This is a genomic window from Curtobacterium sp. 1544 (genome assembly GCF_040544915.1).
Classification (GTDB): domain Bacteria; phylum Actinomycetota; class Actinomycetes; order Actinomycetales; family Microbacteriaceae; genus Curtobacterium; species Curtobacterium pusillum_C.
Window position 1 is genome coordinate 23,389 of the sequence record NZ_JBEPKX010000005.1, and the last position, 16,114, is coordinate 39,502.

Annotated in this window: 15 protein-coding genes and 2 tRNA genes; 10 read left to right on the forward strand and 7 right to left on the reverse strand. The window is 67.6% G+C overall.

Annotated features, from left to right (window positions below; all coding sequences use genetic code 11):
* Positions 1-3 precede the first annotated feature (3 nt).
* From rsmG to rpmH, 6 genes are read right to left on the reverse strand one after another with little or no spacing between them, the layout of a single operon-like run.
* Complete coding sequence (rsmG, locus tag ABIC61_RS04565; RefSeq protein ID WP_354028962.1) at positions 4-645, reverse strand: 16S rRNA (guanine(527)-N(7))-methyltransferase RsmG; 642 nt, start codon at positions 643-645, stop codon at positions 4-6.
* A complete protein-coding gene (locus tag ABIC61_RS04570) occupies positions 642-1,136 on the reverse strand; it encodes a Jag family protein (protein ID WP_144753897.1) in 495 nt (164 codons plus the stop codon). The genes rsmG and ABIC61_RS04570 overlap by 4 nt, the downstream gene beginning before the upstream one ends.
* On the reverse strand, positions 1,137-2,105 hold the full coding sequence (gene yidC, locus ABIC61_RS04575; protein WP_079239101.1) for a membrane protein insertase YidC: 969 nt from the start codon (positions 2,103-2,105) through the stop codon (positions 1,137-1,139). It lies immediately after the preceding gene.
* 8 nt (positions 2,106-2,113) lie between these two features.
* A complete protein-coding gene (gene yidD, locus ABIC61_RS04580; RefSeq protein ID WP_144753899.1) occupies positions 2,114-2,494 on the reverse strand; it encodes a membrane protein insertion efficiency factor YidD in 381 nt (126 codons plus the stop codon).
* Positions 2,491-2,856: a ribonuclease P protein component gene (rnpA, locus tag ABIC61_RS04585; protein ID WP_144753902.1), complete on the reverse strand. Its 366-nt coding sequence runs from the start codon at positions 2,854-2,856 to the stop codon at positions 2,491-2,493. The genes yidD and rnpA overlap by 4 nt, the downstream gene beginning before the upstream one ends.
* 58 nt (positions 2,857-2,914) lie before the next feature.
* Positions 2,915-3,052 carry a 50S ribosomal protein L34 gene (gene rpmH / locus ABIC61_RS04590; RefSeq protein WP_019181680.1) on the reverse strand — a complete coding sequence of 46 codons (138 nt, stop codon included), beginning with the start codon at positions 3,050-3,052 and terminating at the stop codon, positions 2,915-2,917.
* Between the two features lie 505 nt (positions 3,053-3,557).
* On the opposite strand from rpmH, the gene dnaA reads away from it, so the two are divergent.
* The 10 genes from dnaA to ABIC61_RS04640 all read left to right on the forward strand — a co-directional run bounded on the left by dnaA (position 3,558) and on the right by ABIC61_RS04640 (position 14,951).
* A complete protein-coding gene (gene dnaA / locus ABIC61_RS04595; protein ID WP_502908782.1) occupies positions 3,558-5,024 on the forward strand; it encodes a chromosomal replication initiator protein DnaA in 1,467 nt (488 codons plus the stop codon).
* Between the two features lie 485 nt (positions 5,025-5,509).
* Complete coding sequence (gene dnaN / locus ABIC61_RS04600) at positions 5,510-6,655, forward strand: DNA polymerase III subunit beta (protein WP_097181437.1); 1,146 nt, start codon at positions 5,510-5,512, stop codon at positions 6,653-6,655.
* 70 nt (positions 6,656-6,725) lie between these two features.
* Positions 6,726-7,613 (forward strand): phosphogluconate dehydrogenase (NAD(+)-dependent, decarboxylating), encoded by an 888-nt coding sequence (gnd, locus tag ABIC61_RS04605; RefSeq protein ID WP_099051919.1) that lies wholly within the window; start codon positions 6,726-6,728, stop codon positions 7,611-7,613.
* Positions 7,614-7,646: 33 nt separating this feature from the next.
* Positions 7,647-8,882 (forward strand): DNA replication/repair protein RecF, encoded by a 1,236-nt coding sequence (recF, locus tag ABIC61_RS04610; RefSeq protein WP_354028963.1) that lies wholly within the window; start codon positions 7,647-7,649, stop codon positions 8,880-8,882.
* Positions 8,882-9,382 carry a DciA family protein gene (locus ABIC61_RS04615; protein WP_354028964.1) on the forward strand — a complete coding sequence of 167 codons (501 nt, stop codon included), beginning with the start codon at positions 8,882-8,884 and terminating at the stop codon, positions 9,380-9,382. The genes recF and ABIC61_RS04615 overlap by 1 nt, the downstream gene beginning before the upstream one ends.
* A gap of 132 nt (positions 9,383-9,514) precedes the next feature.
* Positions 9,515-11,518: a DNA topoisomerase (ATP-hydrolyzing) subunit B gene (gyrB, locus tag ABIC61_RS04620; RefSeq protein WP_354028965.1), complete on the forward strand. Its 2,004-nt coding sequence runs from the start codon at positions 9,515-9,517 to the stop codon at positions 11,516-11,518.
* 117 nt (positions 11,519-11,635) lie between these two features.
* Positions 11,636-14,293: a DNA gyrase subunit A gene (gene gyrA / locus ABIC61_RS04625; RefSeq protein WP_354028966.1), complete on the forward strand. Its 2,658-nt coding sequence runs from the start codon at positions 11,636-11,638 to the stop codon at positions 14,291-14,293.
* On the forward strand, positions 14,286-14,693 hold the full coding sequence (locus ABIC61_RS04630; protein WP_071291657.1) for a DUF3566 domain-containing protein: 408 nt from the start codon (positions 14,286-14,288) through the stop codon (positions 14,691-14,693). The genes gyrA and ABIC61_RS04630 overlap by 8 nt, the downstream gene beginning before the upstream one ends.
* A gap of 76 nt (positions 14,694-14,769) precedes the next feature.
* Positions 14,770-14,846 (forward strand) — tRNA-Ile (locus tag ABIC61_RS04635).
* A gap of 32 nt (positions 14,847-14,878) precedes the next feature.
* Positions 14,879-14,951 (forward strand) — tRNA-Ala (locus ABIC61_RS04640).
* A 510-nt stretch (positions 14,952-15,461) separates the two neighbouring features.
* Here ABIC61_RS04640 and ABIC61_RS04645 read toward each other — a convergent pair.
* The gene (locus ABIC61_RS04645) at positions 15,462-16,034 is read right to left on the reverse strand and encodes a hypothetical protein (protein WP_144753914.1); all 573 of its coding nucleotides are present in this window, start codon (positions 16,032-16,034) and stop codon (positions 15,462-15,464) included.
* Between the last annotated feature and the right edge of the window lie 80 nt (positions 16,035-16,114).

The following is a 16,114-nucleotide window of genomic DNA, read 5'->3' on the forward strand; positions in this document are numbered from 1 at the left end:
GCGTCAGTCAACTGTAGCCCGGAAGACCCGGGTGGTCTCCTCGACCACACCGACTCCGAGCTCGAGCACCTCGACGTCTGTGAGGCGCTTGCGGAGGATGACCTTCCGAGCCTTCTCGATCTCCTCGTCGACGCGCGCACCCTTCATCAGGATGAGCTGACCGCCGGAACGAACGAGTGGCACCGTCAGTGGGATCAGCTTCGAGAGTGCGCTGACTGCACGCGCCGTGACCTGGTCGACGACGATGTCATCAGCCACGTCCTCAGCACGGGCACGCACGACGTCGACGTTGTCGAGACCGAGGCGCTCCGCCTCCGACGTGAGCCAATCGACTCGACGCTCCATCGGCTCGATGAGCGTGAGGTGCACGTCGGGGCGGGCGATGGCGAGCACCAGGCCGGGCAGTCCAGCACCGGAGCCGACGTCCGCGACGCGGCCACGCGCCTCCAGGAGGGGTGCCAGCACCGCAGAATTGAGGATGTGTCGCGTCCAGAGCCGTGGGAGTTCGAGTGGGCCGATCAGGCCCAGCTCCTCGCCTCGACGAGCGAGCTCGTTCGTGAACGAACGCGCCACATCGACGCGTTCACCGAACAGGGTCGCTGCCGCCGCCGGCTCTGCCTCGAGGACGGGGGCCTGCTCCGTCATCGGGTGACGACGGTGTGGCGGTCCCGACCCTCACCCTCGGACTCGGAGTGGAAACCCTTCTCCGCGACGAGGTCGTGCACGAGCTTGCGCTCGTAGGAGGACATCGGGGGGAGCGCTGCGGAGGTCGAACCTGCCTCGATGCGCTCGACGGCGGTGTCCACGAGCCGCTGCAGCTCGGACGCACGAGCGTCGCGGGACCCACCGACGTCGAGGATGAGCCGGCTGAACTCGCCCGTCTCCGCCTGCACGGCGATCCGGGTGAGCTCCTGCAGTGCCGACACGGTGTCCGGCTTCGACAGCACACGGAGCGCGCTGCCCTCGTCCGTCACCGAGAGGTACACGCGCCCGGCGCGCTCCTCGATCTCGATGTCGCCGTCGAGGTCGCAGATGTCGAGGAGCTCCTCGATGTAGTCCGCGGCGATGTCCGCCTCGTCACGGGTGTCGTCGTCCTCGACGACCTCGGTCACGGGGGCGATGTCCTGCTCGGTCACTTACTTCTTGCCGTTCTTCTTGGAGCGGTTCTTGCCGACCGGCTGCTGACGCTGCGTGGTGACGCGCACGGCCTCGATCTCGGCGGCGCCGGCACCGGCACCGGCCTCGGCGAGCACCGGGGTGGCGGAGCCGCGACGCTGTGCCTTCTTCGCGAGACGAGCCTCACGCGCGAGCGCGGCCTCGGAACCAGGAGTCGGCATGCTGCGGATGACGAAGTACTGCTGCGCCATCGTCCAGATGTTGGAGGCGAGCCAGTAGAACATGACGCCGAGGGGGAACGAGAGACCCGAGATCACGAAGACCAGCGGGAGGATGTACAGCATCATCTTCTGCTGGCGGTACATCGGGGACGCCTTGGTCTCCGGCGACATGTTCTTGGCGACGAGCTGCAGCTGGGTGATGAACTGCGAGGCGGTCATCACGACGATCATGAAGCCGGCGATCGCACGGACCTCCCAGCCGGAGGCGTTCGTGAACGTCTCGTGCAGGGGAGCGCCGAACAGCGACGCGTTGCCGAACGACGCGGCGAGGTCGTTCGTCAGCAGGCCGATGCCGGTCTTGTTGATCTGCGCCTCGTGCAGCACCGAGTACAGCGAGAAGAAGATCGGCATCTGGATCAGCAGCGGCAGGCAGGAGCTCAGCGGGTTCGTCCCGGTCTCCTTGTACAGCGCCATGGTCTCGCGGCTCATGGCCTCACGCGAGAACTGGTCCTTCTTGCCCTTGTACTTGTCCTGGATCTTCTTGAGCTGCGGGGCCACCTCGAGCATGCGGCGCTGCGACTTGATCTGGCGCACGAAGATCGGGATGAGCGCGGCGCGGACCACGAACGTCAGGAAGATGATGGAGAGGACCCAGGTGATGCCCGCGCCGGGGTCCATGCCGAGGTTCTCGAAGACCCAGTGGAATCCGACGAGGATGGCCGAGACCACCCATTTGAGCGGCCAGAGGATCGTACCGATGAGGTCCATGGGGACGGTCACGCCTTTCGAGTGCGCTGGGGGAGCAGGACCGGGCGGAGGTTCCCGACCGCGGGCTGCGGCTGCTGCTGGGTCGGCGCGAGCACGAACCCGAACCGGTTGACGTCGTAGGGGCGACGCCGTGCACGGACGTCGTCGATGCCCCCGGCTGCCCAGGGGTTGCACCGTGCGATGCGCCACGCGCCCATCGCCGATCCGCGGACGACGCCGTACTGCTGGATGGCTTCGAGGGCGTACCTGGAGCACGAGGGGTGGTACCGGCAGACGTTGCCGTAGAGCGGTGAGATCACGGCCCGGTACGCGCGCAGCACGACCACGCACGCGTTGCGCGGGAGCAACGCGACGACCCAGGCGAGCCGGGTCCAGAGGTTGCGGTTCATGCTGCTGCCTTCTCCACACCACGCGCACAGGAGCGCGTGACGTCTTCGAGCAGGGTAGGCCATCCGGCCTGCGCAGCGGCTGGCAGTGCGCGGACCACCACGTCGTACCCGACGGGGATGTCCGCGAGGAGGCCGTGCGCGATCGCCTTGAGGCGACGCCTGATCAGGTTCCGGGTCACGGCGTTGCCCACCGTCTTGGCGACGATGAACCCGAAGCGGGTCGGACCGACACCACTCGACGCGTCGTCCGTGGTGCGACGGACCACCGATACGACGGCGTGCGCCGTGGCGCTCCTGCGACCACGACGCACGACGGACCGGTAGTCGTCACCACGGACGATGCGGTTGGCGCGGGCCAACACGATCGCTACCAGGTGTCCGGACGAGACCGGACGGGGTGCCCGATCAGGCGCGACTCGTTCAGGCGCTGAGCTCGGTGCGGCCCTTGGAACGGCGCGCGGCGAGGATGGCGCGGCCGGCACGGGTGCGCATGCGGGCACGGAAGCCGTGCTTCTTGGCACGACGACGGTTGTTCGGCTGGAAGGTGCGCTTGCTCATGATGGTCTCCACTACGGCTGCGCTGGGGGAACCCCGACGCGAGTCGTCACGTATGCGTAGTCGTCCGGTGCCGGACGACGCAGATGGGCGCGACCGAACGGCCGCAGTCAACTGGTTAACGGTACGTGACAGCGGCGAGCAGGTCAAACCCCGCACGGAGGCGCCTCCACCGGTGCCGTCCGCACGATCATTATCCACATTGGGGAAAACGTGCGTTCGGTACGACGCGCCCCGGTCCTTTACAGTGGTGTGATCGATCCGCCTGTGGCCCGGCAGGACGGGGGAGTCTCCTCGACCAGCCACCCGCGGCGGTCGTGGAGAACACTGTGGACAACCCTGTGGACCACCACGCGGGACGACACGCGGTCCGGGCCGTCGAAGAAGCCACCCGGGCACACGACGACCCGCCAGGACGATCCGACGGTCGACGCTGTCCCGGCACACCGGGCGGCCCCGAGCCACGGAACGCCCAACACCGCACACGAGACCTGGAGACGAGCGCGACATGACGATGCCGGCCGACCCCGTCGAGGACCTCTGGTCATCCGTCCTCGGACTCCTCTCGGAGGACGACCGCATCACCCCGCAGCTCCACGGCTTCCTCAACCTGGTCGAGCCGAAGGGCGTGCTCGCCGGGACGCTCTACCTCGAGGTCCCGAACGACCTCACCCGCGGCATGCTCGAACAGCGCATCCGGATCCCCATCACCGAAGCGGTCTCGCGCATCGGCGACGACACCGTCGCGAACTTCGCCATCACGGTGAACCCGGACATGGCCTCCGAGCCGCGGGTCGACACCACGGTCCCGAGCCACGTACCCGAGTACGCCGAGCCCGTGCAGGAGCCCGTCGAGCAGAGTGCGGCGCCACGGCAGTACATCGAGGCACCCTTCGTCCCGAGCCAGATCGACGCCCCTGGTACCAGCGGTCGCCCCGAGTCCCGGCTCAACCCCAAGTACAACTTCGACAACTTCGTCATCGGCTCGTCGAACCGCTTCGCCCACGCGGCCGCGGTCGCTGTCGCCGAGGCGCCGGCCAAGGCCTACAACCCCCTCTTCATCTACGGGGACTCCGGCCTCGGCAAGACCCACCTCCTGCACGCGATCGGCCACTACGCCGAGAGCCTCTACCCGGGGATCCGGGTCCGGTACGTGTCCAGCGAGGAGTTCACGAACGACTTCATCAACTCGATCGCGAACAACCGGTCGAACCAGTTCCAGCAGCGCTACCGCGACATCGACATCCTGCTGATCGACGACATCCAGTTCCTGCAGGGCAAGGACTCGACGCAGGAAGCGTTCTTCCACACGTTCAACACGCTGCACGACCACAACAAGCAGGTCGTCATCACGTCGGACGTCGCGCCGAAGCACCTCACGGGGTTCGAGGACCGGATGCGCTCGCGCTTCGAGTGGGGCCTCATCACGGACGTGCAGGCGCCGGAGCTCGAGACGCGCATCGCGATCCTCCGCAAGAAGGCGCAGTCCGACCACCTGCAGGTGCCGGACGACATCCTCGAGTTCATGGCGTCGAAGGTGTCGAGCAACATCCGCGAGCTCGAGGGGACACTCATCCGCGTCACCGCGTTCGCGAGCCTCAACCGCACGGCCGTCGACATGGCACTCGTGCAGACCGTCCTGAAGGACCTGATCACCCTCGACGACGACAACGTGGTCGCGCCGACGGACATCATCAACCACACCGCGGAGTACTTCAAGCTCTCCGTCGACGACCTCTACGGCTCGTCCCGCTCGCAGGCGATCGCCACGGCGCGACAGATCGCGATGTACCTCTGCCGCGAGCTCACGAGCCTGTCCCTGCCGAAGATCGGGCAGCTGTTCGGCAACCGCGACCACACCACCGTGATGTACGCGAACAAGAAGATCACCGAGCTGATGAAGGAGCGACGGTCGATCTACAACCAGGTCACCGAACTCACCAGCCGGATCAAGCAGGACCGCCGCTACCGCTGATCGCGGATCGGCCGAGTCGAGCGGCTCGCATCGGCAGATGGTCGCGCCGGCGGCTTGGAGGCACGACTGACGACCGTCAGATCGGCCTGCCTCCGAGCGCATCCACCATCTGAGACGGTTCCATGCGCCGGACTTCACACAGTGTGGAAAGCCTGTGGATAACTGTGGAGGACACGCCGGTCGGTTGTTCACAGCGGAGGGGTCACCTGTGGAGACTGGGGATGGAAGTGGATAGATGAGATTCACTCATCCAGAGGTCCCCCACACACCGCTCACAACTCACACGTGTGTAGTTCCCTGTGGACAAGCGGTGTTAACAGGGTTATCCACAGTGTGCACAGGCGTTAACACCATTACTTCTGGTTAACGATTGATCTCAGCGGGCCAACCTTGTGGACGGCGGGATGACAAGAAATCCGGGTCGGGTCGGGCTGTGCCACAATGGGGCGGCCGGACAGTCCAACCGATCGACAGGGGTTCCAGCTGTGAAGTTCGAGGTCAACCGGGACGTCTTCTCCGAAGCCGTCTCCTTCGCGGTGAAGCTCCTCCCACAGCGCACGACCCTCCCGATCCTCTCGGGCGTCCTCATCCACGCCGACGGCGACCGACTCACGCTCTCGTCGTTCGACTACGAGGTCTCGGCGCAGACGTCCATCGCCGCGCAGATCGACGACCCGGGCACGGTGCTCGTCTCCGGCCGCCTGCTGAACGACATCGCGAGCCGCCTGCCGAACGCGCCGGTCACGTTCACCACCGAGGACTCGAAGATCTCGGTCACCTGCGGGTCGGCGCACTTCACGCTGCTGTCCATGCCCGTCGAGGAGTACCCGACGCTCCCGGAGATCGGTGCGCAGACCGGCGTCATCCCCGGCGACGCGTTCTCCGAGGCCGTCTCCCAGGTCGCCGTCGCCGCCAGCCGCGACGACGTCACCCCGGTGATCACCGGCGTGCAGCTCGAGGTCGGTGACAACGACCTCTCGCTCATCGCCACGGACCGCTACCGCGTCGCCGTTCGCACGATCGCGTGGGACTCCGGCCGCGTCGGTTCGGACCCGCTGCACGCACTCGTGCCGGCCCGCACCCTGCAGGAGGTCGGCCGCACCTTCGGCTCGGCGTCCACGGTGTCGGTCTCGATCAGCGGTTCGTCGGACCGCGAACTCATCGCGTTCCACGCCGACGACAAGACCGTCACCTCGTTGCTCATCAAGGGCAACTACCCGCCGGTCCGCCGGCTCTTCCCCGAGACCGTCCAGGACCACGCGGTGATCAACACCGCGGAACTGGTCGAGGCGGTCCGACGGGTCTCCCTCGTCCTGGAGCGCGAAGCCGCGCTCCGGTTCTCCTTCACGGTCGACGGGCTCACGCTCGAAGCGATCGGTTCCGAACAAGCGCAGGCGTCAGAGTCGATCAGTGCGTTGCTGACCGGGGAGGAAACGGTGGTCTCGCTGAAGCCCGCCTTCCTCCTGGACGGGTTGAACGCGGTGCACTCCGAGTTCGTCCGGATCTCCTTCACCAAGACGGAGAACCCCAACAAGCCGGGTCCGGTGCTCATCACCGGACAGACCTCGCAAGAGGCCCCGGCGACGGACGGATACCGGTACCTGCTGCAGCCCAATCTCCTGCTGCGGTAAGCGCAACAGCCGAACACTGCGCTGACGCGCCACCCCTGCATCAGCGCGACGACGAACAGAAGAGGAAATCATGCACATCGGTCTTGTCGGCCTCGGTCGCATGGGCAACAACATGCGTGCCCGTCTCCGCAACGCAGGCATCGAGGTCACCGGCTACGACGCGAACCCCGCCGTCTCGGACGTCGCCGACCTCGGCGCACTCGCCGCGGCGCTCCCCGAGGGCAAGAAGCTCGTGTGGGTCATGGTCCCGCACGGCAAGATCACCGACGACGTGATCACCGACCTGTCGAACGTCCTGAGCGAGGGCGACCTCGTGATCGACGGCGGCAACTCGAAGTGGCTCGACGACGAGGTGCACGCCAAGCAGCTCGACGCCAAGGGCATCCGCTACATGGACGCCGGTGTCTCCGGTGGCGTCTGGGGCAAGGACAACGGCTACGGCCTCATGGTGGGCGGCGCCCCCGAGGACGTCGAGTTCGCCATGCCCGTCTTCGACGCACTCCGTCCCGAGGGCCCCCGCGAAGAGGGCTTCTCGCACGCCGGCGGCGTCGGCGCGGGTCACTACGCGAAGATGGTCCACAACGGCATCGAGTACGCGATCATGCAGGCGTACGGCGAGGGCTACGAGCTCCTCGAGGCCAAGGACATCGTCCACGACGTCCCGGCGGTCTTCGCCGGTTGGCAGCGTGGCACGGTCGTCCGCTCCTGGCTGCTCGACCTCCTCGTCCTCGCCATCAACGAGGACCCGAAGCTCGACGAGCTCGAGGGCTACGTCGACGACTCGGGCGAGGGTCGCTGGACCCTCGAAGAGGCGATCGAGCTCGCGGTGCCGATGCCCGCGCTCTCCGCGGCGATGTTCGCCCGCTTCGTCTCGCGTCAGGGCAGCGAGTCCCCGACGATGAAGGCCGTCGCGGCGCTCCGCAACCAGTTCGGCGGCCACGCCGTCAAGAAGGCGTAGCTCAGGTAACCACCTGAGCTCGTCTCGGCCCGCGTGCACGTCGACCACCTGCAACTGACGGACTTCCGGAACTACCGGGAGGCCGAGGTCGACCTCGCACGCGGGCCGAACCTGTTCGTCGGACGGAACGGACAGGGCAAGACCAACCTCGTCGAGGCGATCGGTTACCTGTCGACGCTCGGCTCGCACCGGGTCCCGACGGACGCCGCACTCGTCCGGCAGGGCTGCGACGCCGCGATCGTCCGCGCTCGGCTCGCCCACGAGGACCGCAGCATCCTCGCCGAGGTGCAGATCAACCGCACCGGCGCGAACCGTGCACAGGTGAACCGGTCCGCCATCAAGCCGCGCGAGCTCCCGCGGTACTGCACGAGCGTGCTCTTCGCTCCGGAGGACCTCGCGCTCGTCCGCGGTGAACCGGCCGGTCGGCGCCGGATGCTCGACGAACTCCTCGGCCAGATCGCCCCGCGCATGCAGGGCGTCCTCGCCGATTACGACCGGACGCTCCGGCAGCGGAACACCCTGCTGAAGTCCGCCCGGGCGACGGGCGCGAAGGCGGGTTCGCTCGCGACGCTCGACGTCTGGGACGAACGGCTCGTCGCGTTCGGCTCCGAGATCATCGCTGCTCGTGACCACCTCACCCGGCGGCTCGCACCGTTCGTGGCCGAGGCGTACGCGACCGTCGCCGGCGAACGGCACGAGGCGTCGATCTCGGGCGTGCTCAGTGTCCGCGGCGGCGACCCGGAGGACGCGGCAGCGACGGATCCCGTCCTCGGGACACCGGACGAGCCGGTCACCATCGCGGCGGCCGCCGATGCGTTCCGGGCCGCGCTCGAGCGACGGCGGCGTGACGAGCTCGACCGCGGCCTGACGCTCGTCGGGCCCCACCGGGACGACGTGCTCTTCCAGCTGAACGGGTTACCCGCCCGCGGGTACGCCAGCCACGGGGAGTCGTGGTCGTTCGCGCTCGCCGTGCAGCTCGCCAGTGCGTCGATCCTGCGCGCCGAGTCGAGCCTGGGCGACCCGATCATCATCCTCGACGACGTGTTCGCCGAACTCGACGAGTCCCGTCGGGAGCGCCTGGCCGGAGCGGTCGCGGACTACGAGCAGGTGCTCATCACCGCGGCGGTCTTCGGCGACGTGCCCGAGCAGTTGGCCGCGCACACCGTGCGGATCGAGGCCGGCACGATCGTGACCGACGAGGCGGAGGCGAGCCGCGCCTCCAGTCCGACCGAGCGCACGGGAGACCACCCGACGGAGGCCGGCGTCTGATGCCGAAACCCGTGAAGCCCACCGAGCCCTCGCGGGTCTACCGGCACCTCCGTGCCGTGTTCGGCGACCCCTCGAAGCGCGGCGTCGACGCGCGCCGCCGGCGCATGAAGGGACTCGACCCGGACTCCGTGCCCTACGGCCGCGGTCGCGAGCCCGCCGGACTCGGCGACATCGTCGGGTCGTTGGCCCAGGAACTCGGCTGGACAGAACCCCTCGCCCGCTCCGAGCTGTTCGTCGACTGGCCGGCCGTGGTGGGGGACGAGCTCGCGAAGCACTCCCGGCCGATGACGATCGACGACGGCGCACTCGTCATCCGGTGCGACTCGACGGCCTGGGCGACCCAGCTCCGACTGATGCGGAGCACCATCACGACGACGATCGCCGAGCGGCACCCGGAGGCAGGGGTGCAGTCGATCCGGGTTTCGGGCCCCGACGCCCCCACCTGGAAACGCGGTCCCAGGACGGTCCAGGGGCGCGGTCCTCGCGACACTTACGGGTGAGCCGACGAAATCGTCCGGGAGGACGAAAAAAGGCCGTCCACGGGCGGATTCCGCCCTCGGATCCGGGGTCCCTGCGGTAGACTGGGAGGTGCAGTGCGCGGGTGTTCCGCGCGCAGGCAGGAGCACCCTCGAATGACATCCGGATCTGACGACGACCGACTGAACTCGTCCAGCGAGCAGACCCCGCAGAACGATCCAGAGTACGGCGCAGACCAGATCCAGGTGCTCGAGGGACTCGAAGCGGTCCGGAAGCGTCCGGGCATGTACATCGGGTCGACCGGGCCGCGCGGTCTGCACCACCTCGTGCAGGAGATCGTCGACAACTCCGTCGACGAAGCACTCGCCGGGTACTGCGACACGATCAACGTCACCATCCGCGAAGACGGTGGCGTCCGCGTGGTCGACAACGGCCGCGGCATCCCCGTCGGGATCCACGCTGCCGAGGGCGTCTCGACCGTCCAGGTCGTCCTGACCGTGCTGCACGCCGGCGGCAAGTTCGGCGGCGGCGCGTACGCGGTGTCCGGTGGTCTGCACGGCGTCGGCTCGTCGGTCGTCAACGCGCTGAGCTCCGAGCTCGACGTCGAGGTCCGGCAACAGGGCCACGTCTGGCGCCAGAGCTACACCGACGGCGTTCCCGTCGCGCCCCTGTCCAAGGACGAAGAGGACGACGGGCACGGCACCACCATCACGTTCTGGCCGAACGCCGACATCTTCGAGACCGTCGTCTTCGACTACGAGACCCTCCGCACGCGGTTCCAGCAGATGGCGTTCCTGAACAAGGGCCTCCGGATCACGCTGCAGGACGAGCGCACCCCGGACGAAGGGGAAGAGTCCCGCAAGGACTCCTTCCTGTACGAGCGCGGGCTCGCCGACTACGTCGAGTACCTCAACGCCCAGAAGAAGGCCGACCTGGTGCACCCGGACGTCATCGGCTTCGAGGCCGAGGACCCGGAGCGCAAGATCGCGCTCGAGGTCGCGATGCAGTGGAACACCTCTTACCAGGAGAGCGTCCACACCTTCGCGAACACGATCAACACGCACGAGGGCGGCACCCACGAAGAGGGCTTCCGCGCCGCGCTCACGTACCTGGTGAACAAGTACGCGCGTGAAGCGAAGATCATCAAGGAGAAGGACGACAACCTCACGGGTGACGACATCCGCGAAGGGCTGACGGCCGTCATCTCCGTGAAGCTCGGCGAGCCGCAGTTCGAGGGCCAGACGAAGACGAAGCTCGGCAACACCGAGGCCAAGGGCTTCGTGCAGCGCGTCGTCGGCACCGAGCTCACCCACTGGTTCGAGAGCAACCCGACGCAGGCCCGCGACGTCGTGCGCAAGGCGATCCAGGCGTCGCAGGCCCGGCTCGCCGCCCGCAAGGCGCGTGAGACCACCCGACGCAAGGGCCTCCTCGAGTCGGGCGGCATGCCCGGCAAGCTCAAGGACTGCCAGTCGAAGGACCCGACGGTCTCCGAGATCTTCATGGTCGAGGGTGACTCCGCCGGCGGTTCCGCCGTGCAGGGTCGCAACCCGATGACGCAGGCGATCCTGCCGTTGCGCGGCAAGATCCTCAACGTCGAGAAGGCCCGCCTCGACCGCGCCCTGGCCAACCAGGAGATCCAGTCGATGATCACGGCGTTCGGCGCCGGCATCGGCGAGGACTTCGACCCGGACAAGGCCCGGTACCACAAGATCGTGTTGATGGCGGATGCCGACGTCGACGGTCAGCACATCACGACACTGCTGCTCACGCTGCTGTTCCGCTACATGCGGCCGCTCATCGAGCGCGGCTACGTCTACCTCGCGCAGCCGCCGTTGTACCGCCTGAAGTGGTCGAACTCGGCGCACGAGTACGTGTTCAGCGACCGGGAGCGCGACGCCCTGATGACCGCCGGCCTCGCCGCCGGCAAGCGGATCCCGAAGGACAACGGGATCCAGCGCTACAAGGGTCTCGGCGAGATGGACTACAAGGAGCTCTGGGACACCACGATGAACCCGGACACCCGCACGCTGCTGCAGGTCACGCTCGAGGACGCCGCCGCGGTGGACAGCGTCTTCGCGACGCTGATGGGCGAGGACGTCGAGTCCCGTCGCCAGTTCATCCAGCAGAACGCGAAGGACGTCCGGTTCTTGGACATCTGATCCTGGCCTGGAGGCACGGCGTGAGCCGCGCGCACCAGTCCTGACCACCTGTGGTCGCGCCCGGCGCGACGATGTGAACCACAGCCTCCCGGCTGTCCAGAAAGGGAACGAAGCCACATGGCTGACGACAACGAGAACGGCGCCGACGAGCAGCCCGAGATCGTCCACGGCGACAGCGGGGACATCGTCGTCTCCGGTGACCGCATCTCGCAGGTCGACCTGCAGCTCGAGATGCAGCGCTCGTACCTCGACTACGCGATGTCCGTCATCGTCGGTCGTGCCCTGCCGGAGGTCCGTGACGGGCTGAAGCCGGTGCACCGCCGCGTGATCTACGCGATGTTCGACGGCGGCTACCGCCCCGACCGGGCCTTCTCGAAGTGTTCCCGCGTCGTCGGCGACGTCATGGGGCAGTTCCACCCGCACGGTGACTCCGCTATCTACGACGCACTCGTCCGCCTCGTGCAGCCGTGGTCGCTCCGCTACCCGCTCGCACTCGGCCAGGGCAACTTCGGTTCCCCGGGCAACGACGGCGCCGCGGCCCCGCGGTACACCGAGACCAAGATGGCGCCGCTCGCCATGGAGATGGTCCGGGACATCGACGAGGACACCGTCGACTTCCAGGACAACTACGACGGCCGCACGCAGGAGCCCGCGATCCTGCCGGCACGGTTCCCGAACCTGCTCGTCAACGGGTCCGTCGGCATCGCGGTCGGCATGGCCACGAACATCCCGCCGCACAACCTGCGCGAGGTCGCCGCCGGCGCGAAGTGGGCGCTCGAGCACCCCGACGCGACGCGCGAGGAGCTCCTCGGTGCGCTCATGCAGCGGATCAAGGGCCCGGACTTCCCGACCGGGGCGCAGATCCTCGGGACCAAGGGCATCCAGGACGCCTACCGCACCGGCCGTGGCTCGATCACGATGCGTGCGGTCGTCAACGTCGAGGAGATCCAGGGTCGTACCTGCCTCGTCGTCACCGAGCTGCCGTACCAGGTCAACCCGGACAACCTCGCGATCCGCATCGCCGAGGGCGTCAAGGACGGCAAGCTCGCCGGCATCGCGGACATCCGTGACGAGACCTCCGGCCGCACGGGGCAGCGCCTCGTCATCGTCCTCAAGCGCGACGCCGTCGCGAAGGTCGTGCTCAACAACCTGTACAAGCACACGCAGCTGCAGGAGAACTTCGGCGCGAACATGCTCGCGATCGTCGACGGCGTGCCCCGCACCCTCGCGCTCGACGGGTTCATCTCGGCGTGGGTCGACCACCAGATCGACGTCATCGTCCGCCGCACGCAGTTCCGTCTGCGCGAGGCCGAGAAGCGCGCCCACATCCTCCGCGGGTACCTGGCCGCGCTCGACGCCCTCGACGAGGTCATCGCGCTCATCCGCCGGTCGCCCGACGTCGAAGAGGCCCGCACCGGCCTGATGGACCTGCTGTCCGTCGACGAGATCCAGGCGCGCGCGATCCTCGAGCTGCAGCTCCGTCGCCTCGCGGCCCTCGAGCGGCAGAAGATCCACGACGAGGCCGAGGAACTCGAGCGCAAGATCGCCGACTTCCAGGACATCCTCGGTTCGGAGACCCGGCAGCGCACGATCATCGGCGAGGAGCTCGACGAGATCGTGGAGCGCTTCGGCGACGACCGCCGCAGCGAGATCCTGCTCGGCTTCGACGGCGACATGTCCATCGAGGACCTCATCCCCGAAGAGGAGATGGTCGTCACCCTCACCCGCGGCGGCTACGTCAAGCGCACGCGGAGCGACAACTACCGCTCGCAGCACCGCGGTGGCCGCGGGGTCAAGGGTGCGCAGCTGCGCGCCGACGACATCGTCGAGCACTTCTTCGTCACGACGACGCACCACTGGCTCCTGTTCCTCACCGACCAGGGCCGGGTCTACCGGGCCAAGGCGTACGAACTGCAGGAAGCCAGCCGCGACGCCAAGGGCCAGCACGTGGCGAACCTGCTCGCGCTCCAGCCGGACGAGAAGATCCAGCAGGTGCTCGACATCCGCGACTACGAGGCCGCGCAGTACCTCGTGCTCGCCACCGAGCACGGCCTCGTGAAGAAGACGGCGCTGACCGAGTACGACACCAACCGCACCGGCGGCATCATCGCCATCAACCTGCGTGACGGTGACACCCTCGTGCAGGCGCTCCTCGTCGACGAGCACGACGACCTGCTCCTCGTCTCGAAGCACGGCATGTCGCTGCGCTTCACCGCGACGAACGACACGCTGCGCCCCATGGGTCGATCGACCTCCGGCGTGAAGGGCATGTCCTTCCGCGACGGCGACGCGCTCCTCGCAGCGCGGGTCGTGTCCGACGACGGCTACGTGTGGGTCATGACGGAGGGCGGCTACGCCAAGCGCACCTCGGTCGACCAGTACCGCGTGCAGGGCCGTGGCGGACTCGGCATCAAGGTGGCCAAGCTGGCAGCCGATCGAGGCGACCTTGTGGGTGCTCTCATCGTGGGCGAGGACGACGAGGTGCTCGTCGTGCTGCAATCGGGCAAGGTGGTAAGGTCTGCCGTGTCCGAGGTGCCCGCCAAGGGTCGCGACACGATGGGTGTGGTCTTCGCGAGGTTCGCGGAGAACGACCGGATCATCGCGGTGGCCCGGAACACAGAGCGGAACCTGGACGACCAGGACGACGCCGAGATCGAGCCTGCGGGCCCGGTGGAGACGGTGTGCCCTGCTGAAGCAGCGCCGGAATCCACTGATCCCATCGACACCGAGCCTGGCGACGACCAGGCCGGAGAGGACCAGTCAAGCAATGAGTAGTGTCGCCGAGAAGCTCCAGAAGAAGGCGAAGCGTCCCGTCGGCACCCGCCAGGTGCGGTTGCGACTGGTCTACGTCGACTTCTGGTCGATGGTGAAGCTCAGCTTCCTCATCGCCCTGGCCGGGTCCATCGTGATCGTCGTCGCGACGGCGCTCGTCTGGGTCATCCTGAACCAGACCGGTGTCTTCGGGGAGATCGACTCGCTCCTGAAGGACGTCACCGGACAGAACAACTACTCGATCATGGACCAGTTCTCGCTGGGCCAGGTACTCGGGTTCTCCATCGTCGTGGGCATCCTCAACGTGGTCGTCGGCACCGTGCTCGGCGCCATCGTGAGCGTGCTCTACAACCTCAGTGTGCGGATCACCGGCGGCCTGCTCGTCGGCTTCACGAACAACTGACACACCCGGCCCGGATGGGTCGACCGCCTCGATTTCGTTCTGCGGGATCGGTACGGTAGGCTTTCATCCGGTCTGAGGGGCTATAGCTCAGGCGGTTAGAGCGCTTCGCTGATAACGAAGAGGTCCAAGGTTCAAGTCCTTGTAGCCCCACCATCTCCCACCGGCTCCAGTACGCTGGAGTCCTCGGGGCCTTAGCTCAGTTGGTAGAGCGCCTGCTTTGCAAGCAGGATGTCAGGAGTTCGATTCTCCTAGGCTCCACTCCCTCAGGGTGAACGCTGTTCGCTCGTTCCTCGGCTCACCGGCCTTCGGCCGTCGTGTTCGTCGGCGCCTTCGGCGCGCCGCTCCGCGATGGGCGCCTCTCCGCAGCCGTTCCGGTGCGTGGCGTGGGCGCTTCGGTGCGTGGCGTGGGCGTGGGTCGTTTCGCGCGTGGGGTGCAGGAACGCTCGTGGGAGGCAGGAAGTTTCTGCCTCCTCTGCGCGGAACGACCTTCCATGTCGGACGCGATGGGATGGAACGCGACCCCAAGGCGGACTGGAGGCGCGGGGCGGCGCCGCCACGGGCCTCCAGTCCGTCACATGGTTGCGCCGTCACCCCCGCCGGTCGCCAGGTCCCACGGAGTGCCGTTCGGCCGGCGCACGGGCTGCACTTCCTGCGACCTCGGCGGACGTGAGTGGCGAGTCGTGCGACCTCGTGCCACCTCGTACGCCCCGACCGGAGACGACGAAGGGCCCCGGCGGATGCCGGGGCCCTTCGTACGAACCGGGGAGGTCAGGCGGCAGGCTTCTCCGCCGTGTCAGCGTCGTCGGCGACCCACAGGTCGTCGTCGGCGCGCAGCGTCTGGTACGCGGCGTACGCGGCACCCGCGACGGCGACCACGCCGACGACGATGAGCGCGACACCGCCGAAGCCGATGCCCTTCTTCTGGTGCGGCACGTACTTCTCCGCAGCCTTCTTGGCCTTCTTGCCCTTCTTCTGGGCGTTCTTCACGATCTTCTTGACGCGCGGGTCCTTCGCGAGGTCGCCCACGCTCAAGACCGAGCCCGCCGTCGCGACCAGGCCGGGGACGACCTCGGACTGGAAACGGTGGGATGCGTTCTGTGCTGCGCTCGTCGCGGCGTGCACACCCGTGGCGACAGCCGGCCGGATGCCGTTGTCGATCGCGTTCTGCACCCGCGGTGCGATGTCCTTGCGTGCGGCATCTGCCGCATTGGAACGCGCTTCCGCCAGGATCGCGTTCGCGTGCTCGAGGACCTTGCGCTGCTCGCCGAGGAGCGAGGCGGTCTGGCCCTTGAGCTTCTTGATCTGCTTCCGACGCTTGCGCGGGATCTCGATCGTCGTCATCTGGTACCTCCATCGGATCGGCGTGGGTCCCATCCTGCCACCCGACTCCCTGACAGGTCACGGAGCCTCACCTGTGGGAT

Coding starts and splice junctions, on each gene's coding strand:
- rsmG (WP_354028962.1), bottom strand. CDS start 645: ATGACGGAGCAGGCCCCCGTCCTCGAGGCAGAGCCGGCGGCGGCAGCG.
- yidC (WP_079239101.1), bottom strand. CDS start 2,105: ATGGACCTCATCGGTACGATCCTCTGGCCGCTCAAATGGGTGGTCTCG.
- yidD (WP_144753899.1), bottom strand. CDS start 2,494: ATGAACCGCAACCTCTGGACCCGGCTCGCCTGGGTCGTCGCGTTGCTC.
- rpmH (WP_019181680.1), bottom strand. CDS start 3,052: ATGAGCAAGCGCACCTTCCAGCCGAACAACCGTCGTCGTGCCAAGAAG.
- dnaA (WP_502908782.1), top strand. CDS start 3,558: ATGACGATGCCGGCCGACCCCGTCGAGGACCTCTGGTCATCCGTCCTC.
- gnd (WP_099051919.1), top strand. CDS start 6,726: ATGCACATCGGTCTTGTCGGCCTCGGTCGCATGGGCAACAACATGCGT.
- ABIC61_RS04615 (WP_354028964.1), top strand. CDS start 8,882: ATGCCGAAACCCGTGAAGCCCACCGAGCCCTCGCGGGTCTACCGGCAC.
- gyrB (WP_354028965.1), top strand. CDS start 9,515: ATGACATCCGGATCTGACGACGACCGACTGAACTCGTCCAGCGAGCAG.
- gyrA (WP_354028966.1), top strand. CDS start 11,636: ATGGCTGACGACAACGAGAACGGCGCCGACGAGCAGCCCGAGATCGTC.
- ABIC61_RS04630 (WP_071291657.1), top strand. CDS start 14,286: ATGAGTAGTGTCGCCGAGAAGCTCCAGAAGAAGGCGAAGCGTCCCGTC.
- ABIC61_RS04645 (WP_144753914.1), bottom strand. CDS start 16,034: ATGACGACGATCGAGATCCCGCGCAAGCGTCGGAAGCAGATCAAGAAG.